Raw genomic sequence first — 13,798 nt, 5'->3', positions numbered from 1 at the left:
AGGAAAAAGGAACGAGAAAACCAAAAAAGGAAAAGCGAAGAAAAAGAAAAGAGGAGAGAAGGAAAGTATAACGTTAAAGCGGCGAAATAGGCGAAACCAGAACATCAAACTCACCATCTCACCACTTCACTATTTCACCTTCAGCTGGAGTGGTCGGCTACGATAACCCATTGGCCATTGAGGCGACGCAGCACCAATAGGTACTGGCCTTGTAAGTCACCGAGGCCAGGGCGGGTGAGGTGCCACTGCCCGACTACGTGCGCCGCATCGGGCCCGTCGGGCGTGACGCGCAGGTTGGCGAAGCGGAGCTGGCCCATGGCAGCGGGGTTGGGGTAGCTCCGGCGGTAGTTGTCGAGGGTAGGCTGCCAGCCGTAAGTAAGGCCGCTCTTGCCAATAAACACCAACGAATCGGACTCCCAGTAGCCCTTCATGAAGTTGGCCACGTCGCCGCGGTTCCAGGCGGCGGTTTGGGTGGTCAGCAGTTGGATGATGGCGCGGCGCGTTTCGGCCGGCGTTTCAGCGGCAGTAGTGGCCGGCGCGGAAGTGCAGGCGGCAAGTAGCGCCAACGAGGGCAATGCGAGAAGTAGCTTCATGCCGCTCAAGATACAATACGGCGCCTGTCCTTCCGACGCAGGAGGAATCTGAGTGTAATCATTAAACGAAAGAAATCAGATTGCTCCTGCGTCGGAGTAACAGCACCCATCGGCTATGATCTTTTTACGCTTATGCAACTGCAATTACTCCTCCCCTACCAACTCTGCCACATACTTCTTGCCGCCCAGGCGGCGCATGTTGCGCAATACCCGCTGCTGCTTGGCGCGGGCTTGTGGGCCGGGGTTGCTGGCTCGGAAACGCAACGGATTGGGCAGTACGCCGGCCAGCAAAGCGGCTTCTTTGGCGGTTATTTTATCGGCCGACTTATGGAAGTAGCGCTGGGAAGCGGCTTCTACGCCGAAGGTACAGTCGCCCATTTCGGCCACGCTCAAATACATTTCCATGATGCGCTGCTTATCCCAGAGCAGCTCGATGAGCACCGTGAAATACGCCTCGGCGGCTTTGCGGACGTAACTGCGGCCCTGCCACAGAAACACGTTTTTGGCGACTTGCTGCGAGATAGTGCTGCCGCCGCGCAGCTTCTTGCCGCCGCTGAGGTTATACTTGGCCGCGCTCCATAAGGCATTGCCATCGAAGCCGTGATGCAGCAAAAAGCGCTGGTCTTCGGCGGCAATCAGCGCCAGTGGCACCTCCGGCGACACTTCATCCAGGGTTTTGAAGTAGTAGTTGATGCGGCGGTCTTCCTCCTGAATACCGTAGTAGCCCTTGCCCACGGGCGCATACGCGCGGCGGTCCAGCATCAGCCAGGTAGCCGGCGGCGACACCCAGCGGTACAGCAGCACCCACACCACCGACGTCAGAAACAGCGCCGCCACCACTTGCAACAGCACCTGCCGGGTCTGCCGCCACACTTTTTTGTAATCCACTGCCAAACCGAAATATCCTTATTGCCGCCCCCGGCCGAAACAGCCACGGGAGCGGCAAAAGTAGGAGTTTCAGGGCTTCCAACGAGAAATTTCCCTGGCAGCTGCTAGTGCCCTGCCAACCCGCTCAGCCGTGCCCCAACGACTTCCTACGTCAGCTCGACCATGGCCTTGATGACGCCGGTAGCGGGGTTGAGCCAGCTGGCAAATTCCTGCTGCACCTCCCCAAACGGCACCCGGTGGGTGATGTAGGTGGTCGGCTGCACCAGCCCGGCCTTCATGGACGCAATAACGTGCTCGAAATCCTCGCGGGTGGCGTTGCGGCTGCTCATGAGCGTGGCTTCGCGCTTGTGAAACTCGGGGTGTGAGAAGCTTAACTCGCCTTTCTGCAAACCCACCAGCACGTAGCGCCCACCGTGGGCCAGATAGTTAAACCCGTTGTTGATGGCCTTTAAGCTACCCGTGGCATCGATTACCACCGTGGGCATGTCGCCGTTGGTGATGCGGCGGAGCTGGTCGAGCACGTCGGGGGCCTGGGCGTTGATGGTGTGCGCCACTTGCAGCCGGTTTTTGCAGAAGGCCAGGCGCTGCTCGTTGATGTCGAGGGCAATAACGTGGGCCCCGGCAATGCGGGCAAACTCCATGATGCCCAGCCCAATAGGCCCCGCTCCTACTACCAGCACGTACTCGCCGGGCTTCACGCCGGCCCGCCGCACGCCGTGCGCCCCAATGGCCAGCGGCTCCACCAACGCCAGCTCATCAAAGCTCAGCCCCTGCCCGTGCACCAATGAGTACGCCGGCACCGACAGATATTCGCCCATGCCCCCGTCGGAGTGTACGCCGCACACGTTCATTTGCGTGCAGCAGTTAGGCAAACCTGAGCGGCAGGCAATGCACACGCCGCAGTTGAAATACGGGATAAACGTTACGGCTTCGCCCAGCTCGAAACCCGGTACGTCCGAGGCCAGCTCGCCGGCCAGCTCGTGCCCCAGCACCCGCGGATACGCGAAAAACGGCTGGGTGCCTTCGTAAGCGTGCAAATCGGTGCCGCAGATGCCAATGCGCCGAATCCGCAGCAAGGCCTGGCCTTCTTCGGCCACCGGCATGGGGCGGGTTTCATACGCGAATTGGCCGGGTTCAATACAAACGAGAGTGTTCATTGCTAATGGTTGATTGTTGTTGGCTGATTGTTGCTGGTTGAACGAAAAGGGTGTCATGCTTCGGCAAGCGGACGCCAGATAAAGCATGACGTTCTTGTAATAAGTCGCAATTCAAATGCTTGCTACCATGCAGCCCCTCAACAACCAACATCAGCCTAAAGCGAATAAAAAGCGGCAGCCGTATCGCCCCAGAACAGGGCTTGTTCGTGCGTTGAAAAACCGGCCAGATACTCCTGCGCCAGCTGCACCACGGCATCGTAGCCGCCGGCCACCTCGCACACCGGCCAGTCGGAGCCAAACATCACCCGGCTGGTCCCGAAAGCTTCGAACACGGTATCCAGGTAAGGCCGGAAGTCGCAGGACTGCCAGGCCTGCCAGCGGGCTTCCGTCACCATGCCCGACACCTTGCACCATACGTTTTCGTGAGCGGCCAGGGCTTCAAGGTCGGCGGCCCATTGCTCAATCTGCTGCGCTTTGATGTCGGGCTTGGCAATGTGGTCGAGCACGAACCGCTGGTTAGGAAAAGCCGCTACCAGTTCCTGCGAATACGCCAGCTGGTCGGGGAAAATCAGTAGGTCGTAGGTGAAGTTCAGCGGCTCCAGCGCCGCAATGCCCCGCCGGAAGTCGGGCGTCAGCATGAGGGCCCGGTTGGCCTCACCCTGCAACACGTGCCGGAAGCCCTTCAGCTTCTCGAACTGCCTATAGTAGCTCAGCCGCTCGGTTACGTTTTCGGCCTGCAAATCTACCCAGCCGACCACGCCTTTAATAAAGCTGTGCTGCGCGGCATTGGCCAACTGAAACTCGTTTTCCGCTTCCGACTGGTCGGACTGCACTACCACGCAGCCATCCAGGCCGTTGCGGGTTAACAGCGGCTGCAAATCGGTGGGTAAAAAGTCGCGCTGAATGACGGCCATTTCCTGGTTGATCCAGGCGTCGCGCACGGGGTGGTACTGCCAGAAATGCTGATGAGCGTCAATTTTCATGGTGGTAGGAATTTGCGGTTGGTGAGGCAAGGTAACGCACCGCTACCTCACGAGTTTTCCCAGGTTTCGTTCAGCACCGGCTGCAAAATCTGCTGCACTTGCTTTAGCAGCATCGGGTCGAGGGGCTCGGTGGCCCACCGGATATTGCGCAGTATGTTATCGGGCGTGGCGGTGCTGACCAGCGTAGTGGCAATTTGCGGGTTACTGACCGAGAATTGAATGGCGAGCTTCTCGATGGGGTAGCTCTGGCTTTTGCAAAAGGCTGCCGCCTGCCGGGCGTGCTCCTGCACCTGCTCGGAAGCCGGATGCCAGTCGGGCGCGCCGCGCTCCGAGAGCATGCCCATGGCCAGCGGCGAGGCATTGATAACACCTACCCCCTGGGCCTCGAAAAACGGCACATAGTCTTCCAACGCCGTATCGTTGAGGCAGTAGTGGCAGAAGGATAGCACGGTTTCCACGGTGCTGGGCGGCACCCGCTCAATTATGTAGCGCAGCTGCTCCAGCGGCAGCCCGGTAATGCCCACATGCCCCACCACGCCGGCCGCCTTCATCGACTGCAACGCGGGCAGCGTCTCGTTGATAACCTGGTCTAAGTCACTGAACTCAATGTCGTGCACGTTGATCAGGTCGATGTAGTCGAGGTGCAGGCGGGCCAGGCTTTCCTCCACGCTTTGCACGGCGCGCGCCCCGCTGTAGTCCCAGCTTTTCACCCCGTTCTGCCCGTAGCGGCCCACTTTGGTGGATAGGTAATACTGGTCGCGCGGTAGCTGTTGCAGCGCCTTGCCCAGCACAGTTTCGGCCTTCAGAAAGCCATAGTAGGGCGATACATCAATGAAATTGATGCCGTTTTCGACGGCGGTGCAGACCGTTTCAATGCCCTGCTGCTCATTGATATCGTGAAAGACCCCGCCCAGCGACGAAGCTCCCAAACTCAGGCAGGAAACTTCCATGCCTGTTTTCCCTAATTTTCTGCGCTCCATACGTGCCGTGGTGAAGATGACACCAGCCGCCGCTTGCTCTTCAGCTAAGCTGGCCAGTGCAGGCAAAAGTAGAAGCCGCGCAAGCCCACACAATCGGTTGTCTTTAAGATAATTCCGCAAAGCTTTGCGCAAAGGTTTGTGAAAGAAAATTACGGTAACATTGTTTTTCTCTTGCCGCAGAAGTGGAAATTGGGGCCCTTCTGATGGCGGCACCTGCTTTCTGTGGCAGAAGCTTCAATTCAGTTTCACCTTCTTATACAAGTGGTAGCATGAGCAAACGGCACGTCTCTCTGAAAACCCTGGCCCAGACGTTAAATGTGTCTATTTCCACGGTTTCGCGGGCGTTGCGCAACCACCCCGATATCAGCGCCGAGCTAACCCAGAAAGTGCAGGAACTGGCGCAGGAGCTTGATTACAGCCCCAATCCGCTGGCCATTGGGCTGCTCAAGCACCAGTCGAATACCATTGGCGTCATCGTGCCCGACCTGGTCACGTATTTCTTCTCTTCCATCATCAGCGGCATCGAGAGCGTAGCCAACGAGCACGGCTACTACATCGTGATTCGGTGCAGCTATGAGAGTGCCGAGAAGGAAAAAGAGTGCCTCGACAACCTGTTGAAGCTGCGCGTGGCGGGCATTATCATGTGCCTGGCGCAGGAAACCCAGGATTACGCTCACTTCAGCAACCTGATAGAAGAGCAAGTACCGCTGGTGTTCTTCGACCGGATTTGCCGCCCCGAAGAAGTTTCGACGGTGGTGGTTGACAACCTGGAAGCGGCCCGCCGCATTACGCGCCACTTTTTCGAGAGCGGCTACCGCCGGATTGCCCACATTGCGGGGCCGGCCCAGCTCAACATCACGCAGGAACGAATCCAGGGCTACCAACAGGGCCTGGCCGAGTGCGACCTCGCCTTCGATGAAAGTCTGCTGGTGCACTGCGACCTGAGCATACCAAGTGCCACCGAAGCCACCCGGCAACTGCTGGCCCTCCCAGTCCGCCCCGATGCTATTTTCGGGGTGAACGATACCACGGCCTTTGCCGCCATGAAGGAAATCAAGCGGCAGGGCCTGCGCATCCCCAACGACGTAGGGCTGGTGGGCTTCACCGACGAGTTTCATGCCACGGTAGTAGAGCCTACGCTGACCTCGGTAATGCACCCCACGTATGAAATGGGCCGGGAAGCAGGGTTACTGTTTCTAGAACAGGTAAATGCCCAAGCGGCGCCTGCGCCCCGCCAAGCCGTACTCACCACTCAGCTGGTCATTCGGGAGTCATCGGTTCGGTAAGCCCGTACTAGTTTTTTATACTGTCTGGCTGCCACTGTACTACCTTTCGTCTGCCGCACGTGACGGCCGTGTATTTCTTCTTCGCTTGTTTTGATGGCCGCCCAGTCTGCCTCCCAGTTTCCCGTTGCCTCCACTCGTTGGCACTTGCTTGATACCGGTTTGCGTCTTTTTGAAGCGCAGGGGTACAGCGCCGTTTCGGTTGCCGACATTGCCACCGCGGCCAAGCAGTCCTTAGCTGATACCTACCAGCATTTCGGTTCCAAAAACGACTTTATCCTTGGCCTCTACCAGCGCATCCACAACGACTTAGAAGCCAGTGTACCTGACTTGCCGGCTGGGTCTATAGCCCAGCGTTTTCAGGCGCTGGTGCAGTGGAAATTAGCTTTGCTGGTGCCGCACTACCGCTTATTACGCTCGCAGCTAGCTACGCTGCTCGATGCCGAAGCGCCTATCGGCGTGCTCAGCCCTGAAACGGAAAGTGTCCGGCTGCGCGGGCTAGCCTTGTTTGAAATGGTGGTCCGGGGTGCTACGGATGCGCCGGCCGAAGCCCTCACCGCGCAGCTGACGCAGGCACTCTACGCCACCCATTGGGGCGTGTTAGGATTACGCCTGCTCGACCGCTCAACCGATGGACAGGCCACCAATCAACTGCTAGAACTACTGAGCGCCGGGCTGGCCCTGGCCACTCCGCAACTCTCCACTATGCTCGGCCCCTTGCTGCTTGGGCAGGTAGCGCCAGCGTTAGAGCAATTTATGGGCGTAGCCCCGGCCGTGGATTTCAATGTCGCTCGGCGCATCGCAAAGCTGCTGCTACTCCACCGCAAAGTATTGCTTAGTGGCCCCGACCAGTCCGCTGTGCCCGACGAGCAGAGTATTGCCTTGCAGCTGCCCAAGCTACAGTACTACATCAGCCAGAACCTGCCGATTCACTTGATTTTGCCGGCCTTCCCAGCCAAGTCGCCGAACCCGCGCAAAGTGCTAGGTAAGCTGCCTGACCTTGGGGAAGAAATTGCGCTGACGTTTCTGCAAAGCCTTTGCACCGACATTCGGCAGGTGTACGCGCCGGGCGCCCGCCTCACTATTTGCGCCGATGGACGCGTATTCGCCGATTTGGTGCAGGTGAGCGACGCAGACGTATCGGCCTACAACGACGTGCTGAAACAGCAACTGCAGCAGCTAGGCACCCCCGACCTGGAAGTGCTCAACCTGGAAGACCTGCTAACTACCACCTCCTTCGATGAGGCTCGCGCCTGGATAGTGGCCCAATACGGCGAGCCGCTAGACGACCTTAGAGCCAGGGTGCGCGACACCGAACACCACCGCGCGATGTTCAACGGTATTCACCGCTTCGTGTCGGAAGATGGCTTAGTGCTGGCACCCGAGAAAAGCAAAAACCGGGTGAAAGAGGAAAGCAAGGAAGTGGCGTACGAAGTTATCCGTCGCAGCAATGCCTGGACGCGGCTATTGGCCCAGGAATTTCCGCACGCGGTACGCCTCAGCATCCACCCGCAGCATCCGTATTCCGACAAGATCGGGCTACGCATTACGCGCGCCGTAGACGACTGGCTGACGCCCTGGCACGGCGTGGTAGTACTGCGCAACAACGACTACGTGCTGATGAAACGCTATCAGGCCGAAGAGCTGGGCGCAGAACTCGTAGAAAAGAACGGGCGTCCCAATCACTTTGTAGCCAGCCCGAATTCTTAACCAACCCGTCCGAATTATCAACTGGTTGGCCCGCTGCTGCTTTGCACCTTTACTACGGTGCTCTACAGCCAAGCGCCCCTACCGCTTTCCTATTATCCTATGCCTGCCTATTCCCTCGAACCCCAAGTACCCTTCGGCTTGCTCGTGCGAGCCACTACTGCTGGCCAAACCATAGCCAACATTGCAGCCGACCAAATCATGGAATGGGTGCAGGCACACCGGATTCTTATTTTTCGGGGGTTCAACTTATTTGATAAGACACAGTTTGCGCTTTATGCCCAGCAGCTAGGCGAGCCGCTTCAATGGCCGTTCGGCGCCATCAACGAGCTGAAGGTGAAGCCTGATGCCAAGAACTATCTTTATACGCCTAGTGCTGTACCACTGCATTGGGACGGCGCTTTTATTGGCCGCATTCCGTACCTCATCTTCTTTCAGTGCGTGAAAGCCCCCCGCCCCGAGGACCGTGGCGGCACCACCTTCGCTGATACCAGCCGAGTGCTGGCCCGTGCCACCGCTGCGCAACGCAGCCGCTGGCAACAGGCTACCCTACGCTACCGCACCGAAAAAATAGTGCACTATGGTGGCACCCTCACCCAGCGCTTAGTGCAAGCCCACCCCGTTACGGGCGAGGCCACCCTGCGTTTCGCCGAGCCAGTACACGACTTGAATCCCGTGAGCGTGGAAGTGCTGGATGCCACGCCCACCGAGCAAGCCGATCTGATAGGCGAATTGCAAGCCGCCCTTTACGCCCCCGAGGTGTTCTACATCCACACCTGGGCCGACAACGACATTGTACTGGCGGATAACCACGTCCTACTCCACGGCCGCGACGCGTTTCTGAACCCCAATGAGCGTCATATTCAGCGCATCAACCTGCTGGCGCGGCCAGCGCACCGCGGCTTGGCGCAGTTCCTGAAAAACAGTAAAACGCTACGCCGCACTGAGTTTCTGATAGCGGAGATTCCTATTTTCCTGATTCCTGTTCTGCTCAGTGCCGAGGATTTTCGGTTTCTGAAAAAGCCGGAGCTGTACGTAGGGCTGGCGGGCATCTATCTGCTCTTCAACTTCGGGGACCTGGTGAATGCCTACGCCGACCGGCGCGTGGATGCGGTGTACAAAAGCCACTTATCCAATGCCGTGTTTGAGCTAGGCGAAGGGGGCGTGCGGTGGCAAATGCGCGCTTCGGTGGCGAGTACCGTGCTGGTTAGCGTCTGGCTGACGCAACGCACCGGGCGGTGGCAGTTTGTACCGCTCACCGTTATTGGCTGGGCGCTGGGTTTCCAGTATTCGTGGCGGCCCTTGCACTTCAAATCGCGCGGGGTATGGCAGTTAGCCGCGCAATGGGCTGTTATTTTCTTTGGCCCGATGGCCTACACCAGCAGTTTGGTCACGCACTTCCCCCAACCAGCCGTACTGACCTTGGCTGCCGCCTACGGCCTGCTCCAAGTGGGTGTGCTCATGCTCAATAATGCGGAGGACTACCCCGAAGACCGTGCGGCCGGTCTGCACACCGCCATTGTGGCGCTGGGCTTGCACCACAGCATGCGCGTAGCGCAGGCTATAACCGGCGGCGCGGGGCTGCTGGCCCTAGGCAGCTTCACCTACTTATTCAAGGTTGAAAAACTACCGAAAGTAGCCTATCTGGGTTTGTTGCCACTGGCCGGCGCCGTGGCGTACATAGCCCAAGGCTACAAAACAATCAACCAGAAAATTGCCGCAAAAGACGAAACCGCCGCTGCCGCCGTGCTCAAGGAAAACGGCATGCTGGTGCCCCAGTGGCTAAAAGCCACCGCCTACACGAGCCTGGTGGCGGCCAGCGTACTTTTCGCCACGCGCATCCTACGGAGCAGCAATCAGCCCAGCCAAACAACAGGGAGAAAGACCAGGCGGAGTGCGGTGTAGGTACGCCCTTTCCTCCTGCACCTATCCATTTAGCTATTATTCCGCAGTATGTCGGTTCTTCCCTCTAGCCTGCCCCGTACGGCCCCGAAAACTTTGACTGAACTCTACGACTGCGCCATAATTGGTGGGGGCGTGTCGGGCCTGACGCTGGCGCTGCAATTGGCGCAGGCAGGGCGAACAGTGGTGCTGTTCGAGAAGGAAACGTACCCGTTTCACCGCGTTTGTGGCGAGTACATTTCAATGGAGAACTATGATTTCCTGTGCCGCATTGGGGTGCCGCTGGCTGAAATGAACCTGCCGAAAATGACGCGCTTTACCGTGTCCTCGCCCACCGGCGAGGCCCTGCATCACCCCTTGGATATTGGCGGCTTAGGCATCACCCGGTACGAGCTAGACCAGCTGCTGGCCCGCCTGGCGGTTCAGCATGGCGCCACCATTCAGGAAGGCACCAAAGTAACGGACGTGGTATTTGCCAACGAGCAACTGACCATTACAGTGGCAGGCGGGGCTACTTACCGGGCGCGCACTGCCTGCGGGGCCTGGGGCAAGCATGCCAACCTCGACAGCAAGCTCAAGCGTAGTTTTCTGGAATCCAGCCGTCAGGGTCGCCAGTTTGTAGCCGTCAAATATCATCTGCAAGTCCCCGATTTTCCCCGCGACTTGGTGGAAATGCATAATTTCAAAGATGGCTATTGTGGGCTTTCGCCGGTGCCGGGCGGGCTCACTAATTGCAGCTACATCAGTGATGTGCGCAATCTACGGGCCCACGGGAATAGCGTAGCCGAGATGGAGCGCCAAGTCCTCATGCAGAACCCGTTGCTGCGCCCCTACCTCCAGGAGGCGCAACGAGCTGGCAAGCCGCCCATTGTCATTTCCCAGATTACGTTTCGTGAACGGTCCACTGTGGAAACCCACGTGCTGCTGCTCGGTGATGCAGCGGGAACCATTGCTCCGTTGGCCGGTAATGGCATGAGCATGGGGATGAACGCCAGTTTCCTGTTGTATGGCCTGCTGCTTGACTACCTGGATGGCCGTATTTCACGCCCTGAATTAGAGCAGCAATACACCCAAGCCTGGCGGCGCTTGCTGCTGCTGCGCATTACCGCAGGGCGGCTAATCCATCAGTTTTTTGGGCGACCCGCCTTAACAACCCTTGCCATCCGGTTTTTGAAACGGATACCTGGGCTCACCAACCAAGTACTCAAGCTAACTCACGGCAAAAGCTACTGAACCTTGAAGTGCAAGGCGCACTGCACCGGTCGGACTGGGTTGCTATGGACTTAGCTTCCACATCTTGCCAAGAAATTAAGACCTTCCGAAACTAATCAGTTCTACTTTGCTTATTTGCAAGTGGTGCCAGAACAGGCGTTTTGATACCTAGAACACAATTTCCTTACTAGCTCGTATGCGTCAGCTTGCCCTGTTTCCGCTTAACCTTGTGGTCTTCCCCGGTGAGAAGCTCAACCTGCACATCTTCGAGCCTCGCTACCGCCAGCTGGTGCGCGACTGTATCAGCGAAGGTATTACGTTCGGAATTCCGCCGTTTCTCAACGAGTCGGTGAGCATGCTGGGTACGGAAATGCAGTTGCTTGACGTGGAAAAGAACTACGCCAGCGGCGAGATGGACATCCGGACCCGCGCCATTGGGTTGTTTCGAGTGACGGAATTCTACCGGCAGGCGCCCGGCAAGCTCTATGCGGGTGGTTTAGTGGAAGATATACTCGATGATGTTCGTCCGGATGCAGTGCTACAGAGCCGCATTGCCAGCCATCTACAGCATCTGTACGATGTATTGGGTCTACGCAAGCTGATGCAGGAGCTTCCACCCGATTATCGGATTTATGACGTGGCGCATCATTTGGGTTTGAGCACCGAGCAGGAATACCAGCTGCTGGAAGCCGGCACTGAGGTGGAACGGCAGGAGATTGTGCTGGAACACCTAGACCACATTCTGCCGGTGCTCATGGAAACCGAGCGGCTGAAAGAGCGAGTGCGGCTAAACGGGCACTTCAAGAATCTTACCCCACCAAATTTCTGATAATAGCAGGGTAAACGAACGGAAGCAGTTGGTTTGCACGTATAGATGGAAACCCCTTTTCGTTTCCTATGTCGCTGACTGCTACTCTTTCCCTGTTGCCGTATCTGTTTCTAGCGGCTGGCGCGGTGCTGGCGCTCTGGCTGCTGATGCGCTTTTGGCAGGAGCGGCAGTACCGGCGGCGGCCCTACGTGGCCCCTTCCCGCAACGATTGGCACCAGCACTTTCCTGCTCCCACCGCTACCCTGCTGCACCGTGTAGCCCTGCTCGGCGACCCTGGCGCAGTGGCCACCGATGGCACCGACCCGATTCTGCAACTGCTGGCTAGCTGGCAGCAGAGCACAGGCCCCGCAGGTACCGTCGTTATTCTCGGCGACAATGTGTACCCCGTTGGGCTGCCCGCGCCCGATAGCCCCGCCCGCTCCGCTGCCGAAAAGCGGCTCACTGCTTTGCTTGATGCGGTAGGCAATTTTCCGGGCCGCGTGGTGCTTTTGAGTGGCAACCACGACTGGAACAAAGGCCGCCCCGATGGTTACGAATATCTGCTACGACAAGAGGCATACGTTGCTGAGCACCTGCCAACCGCGCTTTACCTTCCTCAAGGTGGGGTGCCTGGCCCGGTTACCCTGCCGCTAGCCGACGGTGTGCTACTAGTGGTGCTAAACACCCAATGGTGGGTACAGCAAGGTGCCCGCCCCGCCGCCGACCCCAAGGAGCCCTTCCGGCAGCTGCACCAAATCCTGGAGGCCAATCGGCATCAACGGGTGCTAGTGGCCGGGCACCACCCGCTTTATTCCAATGCCATGCACGGTGGTAAGTTCACGGCCAAGCAACACGTTTTTCCGCTCACTACGGTACACAAACGGGCGTACGTACCGCTGCCACTTATTGGCTCACTGCTACCCCTCTACCGCAAAGTAGTGGGCGCTGCCGAGGACATGGCGCACCCGCGCTACCGTAAAATGCGGCGCCGCTTGCTGCGGGTACTGCACCAGTTTCCCAACGTTATTTATGCCGCCGGCCACGACCACAACCTGCAATATTTCGAGCGGCACGGCGGGCACTACCTGGTGAGCGGCGCAGGCAGCAAAACAGCCTTCGTGCAGAAAGGCGGCACGGCTACTTTCGTGCACGAGCACAAAGGGTTTTTCAGTGTCGATTTCTACGATAACGGCGAGGTGTGGCTCCGTACTCTGGAGCCAGCCAGCCATCAGGAAAACTCCGAGGTTTTCCGCCAACGCCTCGTACCCGGCCCCGTTATAGCGCCGCCTTTAGTAGCGCCTTCGATAGTAAAGAAACCACTACTTCCAGCCTGAAAAGCCAACTATTTCGCTTTGGCCGGTAGTGGCACCAGCACCCGTAGGCTTTGCGGGTTAATCGTTATTTTCACTGGGCTAGGCAGGGTTTGGGGTTCACCATCAATCTGCACCAGTACCTCCTGCGCATCCGGCACCGATATGGATGCGGTACGGCAGCACAGCCGCCGCGTATAGTTGGATTCGTCGAACTCGCTGTTGTAGAGCCGATACAAAATACCGGGGGCGGCCGCGGCAGGGAAAGGCTCAATCAAGCAGATTTCAAACTGCCCATCGTCCAGGTCGCTGTTGGGGTTGATAACTACGTTGCTACCAAATGTATTAGCATTGGCAATGGTCACCATGAAGGCTTGGCCTTGCCACGTTTCCAAATCGGTTTCTATGCGGTAGGTGGCCGGCTCGTAGCTTAGATATTCCTGCGTGGCAATGCGGATGTACGCCCCCGGCCCGCGCGTATCCCCTTTATCAAAGCGCTCCACTACCAAGGCATTAAAGCCCAAATCGGCCAAATGCGCCGAGAACTGCCCCCCTACTTGGAGCGTGTCGATAACTCGCTCCTCGTTTCGCCAGATGAGCTGCAAGGCTTCCTGTGTATCCTGCGGAACACCTAAGTCCTTCGACAGCCCGTTGCCGGAGCCAAGCGGCAGAATACCAAGCGGCGTAGTCTGCCCCAGCAGCGCTTCGGCTACCAGACTAACGGTACCATCACCACCGGCTGCAAAAACCGCATCATAGGTACGCGCGGCCAGTTTGGCGCGCAAGTTTTCTAGGTCGTCGTCGCCGGTGGTATGGTGAAAGTTAGCTGTTCGGCCTCGCTCGGTACAATAATCGGTTATGGTCTGTTCGAGGGTGGCCTTGTCGATGTCGCCAGAAACCGGATTCAGCACGAACAGTAGGTTGAGTAGCGGCGGGGTCTGGTTGGTCATGAAGAAACGGGCTGAAAAAGCCGTA

The 13,798-nt window shown here is 58.1% G+C and carries 12 protein-coding genes; 6 read left to right on the top strand and 6 right to left on the bottom strand.

The genetic code is table 11. The features are described 5' to 3' along the window. Positions 1–140 precede the first annotated feature (140 nt). The 5 genes from J0X19_RS14115 to J0X19_RS14095 form a co-directional block, all read right to left on the bottom strand. Positions 141–593 carry a YybH family protein gene (locus J0X19_RS14115; RefSeq protein WP_206985013.1) on the bottom strand — a complete coding sequence of 151 codons (453 nt, stop codon included), beginning with the start codon at positions 591–593 and terminating at the stop codon, positions 141–143. Positions 594–737: 144 nt separating this feature from the next. Next, a complete protein-coding gene (gene mtgA, locus J0X19_RS14110; RefSeq protein ID WP_317194779.1) occupies positions 738–1,481 on the bottom strand; it encodes a monofunctional biosynthetic peptidoglycan transglycosylase in 744 nt (247 codons plus the stop codon). A gap of 146 nt (positions 1,482–1,627) precedes the next feature. Then, complete coding sequence (locus tag J0X19_RS14105) at positions 1,628–2,638, bottom strand: zinc-binding alcohol dehydrogenase family protein (protein WP_206985012.1); 1,011 nt, start codon at positions 2,636–2,638, stop codon at positions 1,628–1,630. Positions 2,639–2,793: 155 nt separating this feature from the next. Further along, a complete protein-coding gene (locus J0X19_RS14100; RefSeq protein ID WP_206985011.1) occupies positions 2,794–3,621 on the bottom strand; it encodes an amidohydrolase family protein in 828 nt (275 codons plus the stop codon). 47 nt (positions 3,622–3,668) lie between these two features. Beyond that, positions 3,669–4,571 (bottom strand): aldo/keto reductase, encoded by a 903-nt coding sequence (locus J0X19_RS14095; protein ID WP_206985010.1) that lies wholly within the window; start codon positions 4,569–4,571, stop codon positions 3,669–3,671. Between the two features lie 299 nt (positions 4,572–4,870). Between J0X19_RS14095 and J0X19_RS14090 the strand changes: the two genes are divergently transcribed. From J0X19_RS14090 to J0X19_RS14065, 6 genes are all read left to right on the top strand, one after another. Further along, complete coding sequence (locus J0X19_RS14090) at positions 4,871–5,887, top strand: LacI family DNA-binding transcriptional regulator (protein ID WP_206985009.1); 1,017 nt, start codon at positions 4,871–4,873, stop codon at positions 5,885–5,887. A 93-nt stretch (positions 5,888–5,980) separates the two neighbouring features. After that, a complete protein-coding gene (locus J0X19_RS14085; protein ID WP_257573355.1) occupies positions 5,981–7,594 on the top strand; it encodes an L-tyrosine/L-tryptophan isonitrile synthase family protein in 1,614 nt (537 codons plus the stop codon). Between the two features lie 99 nt (positions 7,595–7,693). After that, positions 7,694–9,496, top strand: coding sequence for a TauD/TfdA family dioxygenase (locus J0X19_RS14080; RefSeq protein WP_206985007.1), 1,803 nt, complete (start codon positions 7,694–7,696; stop codon positions 9,494–9,496). A 93-nt stretch (positions 9,497–9,589) separates the two neighbouring features. Further along, positions 9,590–10,726: an NAD(P)/FAD-dependent oxidoreductase gene (locus J0X19_RS14075; RefSeq protein ID WP_206985006.1), complete on the top strand. Its 1,137-nt coding sequence runs from the start codon at positions 9,590–9,592 to the stop codon at positions 10,724–10,726. Between the two features lie 175 nt (positions 10,727–10,901). Next, the gene (locus J0X19_RS14070) at positions 10,902–11,534 is read left to right on the top strand and encodes an LON peptidase substrate-binding domain-containing protein (protein ID WP_206985005.1); all 633 of its coding nucleotides are present in this window, start codon (positions 10,902–10,904) and stop codon (positions 11,532–11,534) included. A gap of 68 nt (positions 11,535–11,602) precedes the next feature. After that, positions 11,603–12,847, top strand: a complete 1,245-nt coding sequence (locus tag J0X19_RS14065; RefSeq protein WP_206985004.1) for a metallophosphoesterase — start codon at positions 11,603–11,605, stop codon at positions 12,845–12,847. Positions 12,848–12,855: 8 nt separating this feature from the next. Here the strand turns inward: J0X19_RS14065 and J0X19_RS14060 are convergent, their stop codons facing one another. Continuing rightward, positions 12,856–13,773, bottom strand: a complete 918-nt coding sequence (locus tag J0X19_RS14060; protein ID WP_206985003.1) for a diacylglycerol/lipid kinase family protein — start codon at positions 13,771–13,773, stop codon at positions 12,856–12,858. Between the last annotated feature and the right edge of the window lie 25 nt (positions 13,774–13,798).

Source organism: Hymenobacter telluris, from assembly GCF_017313265.1.
Taxonomy (GTDB): domain Bacteria; phylum Bacteroidota; class Bacteroidia; order Cytophagales; family Hymenobacteraceae; genus Hymenobacter; species Hymenobacter telluris.
Note: the sequence above shows the minus strand (reverse complement) of the source record. Positions and strands in the feature narration are given on the sequence as shown.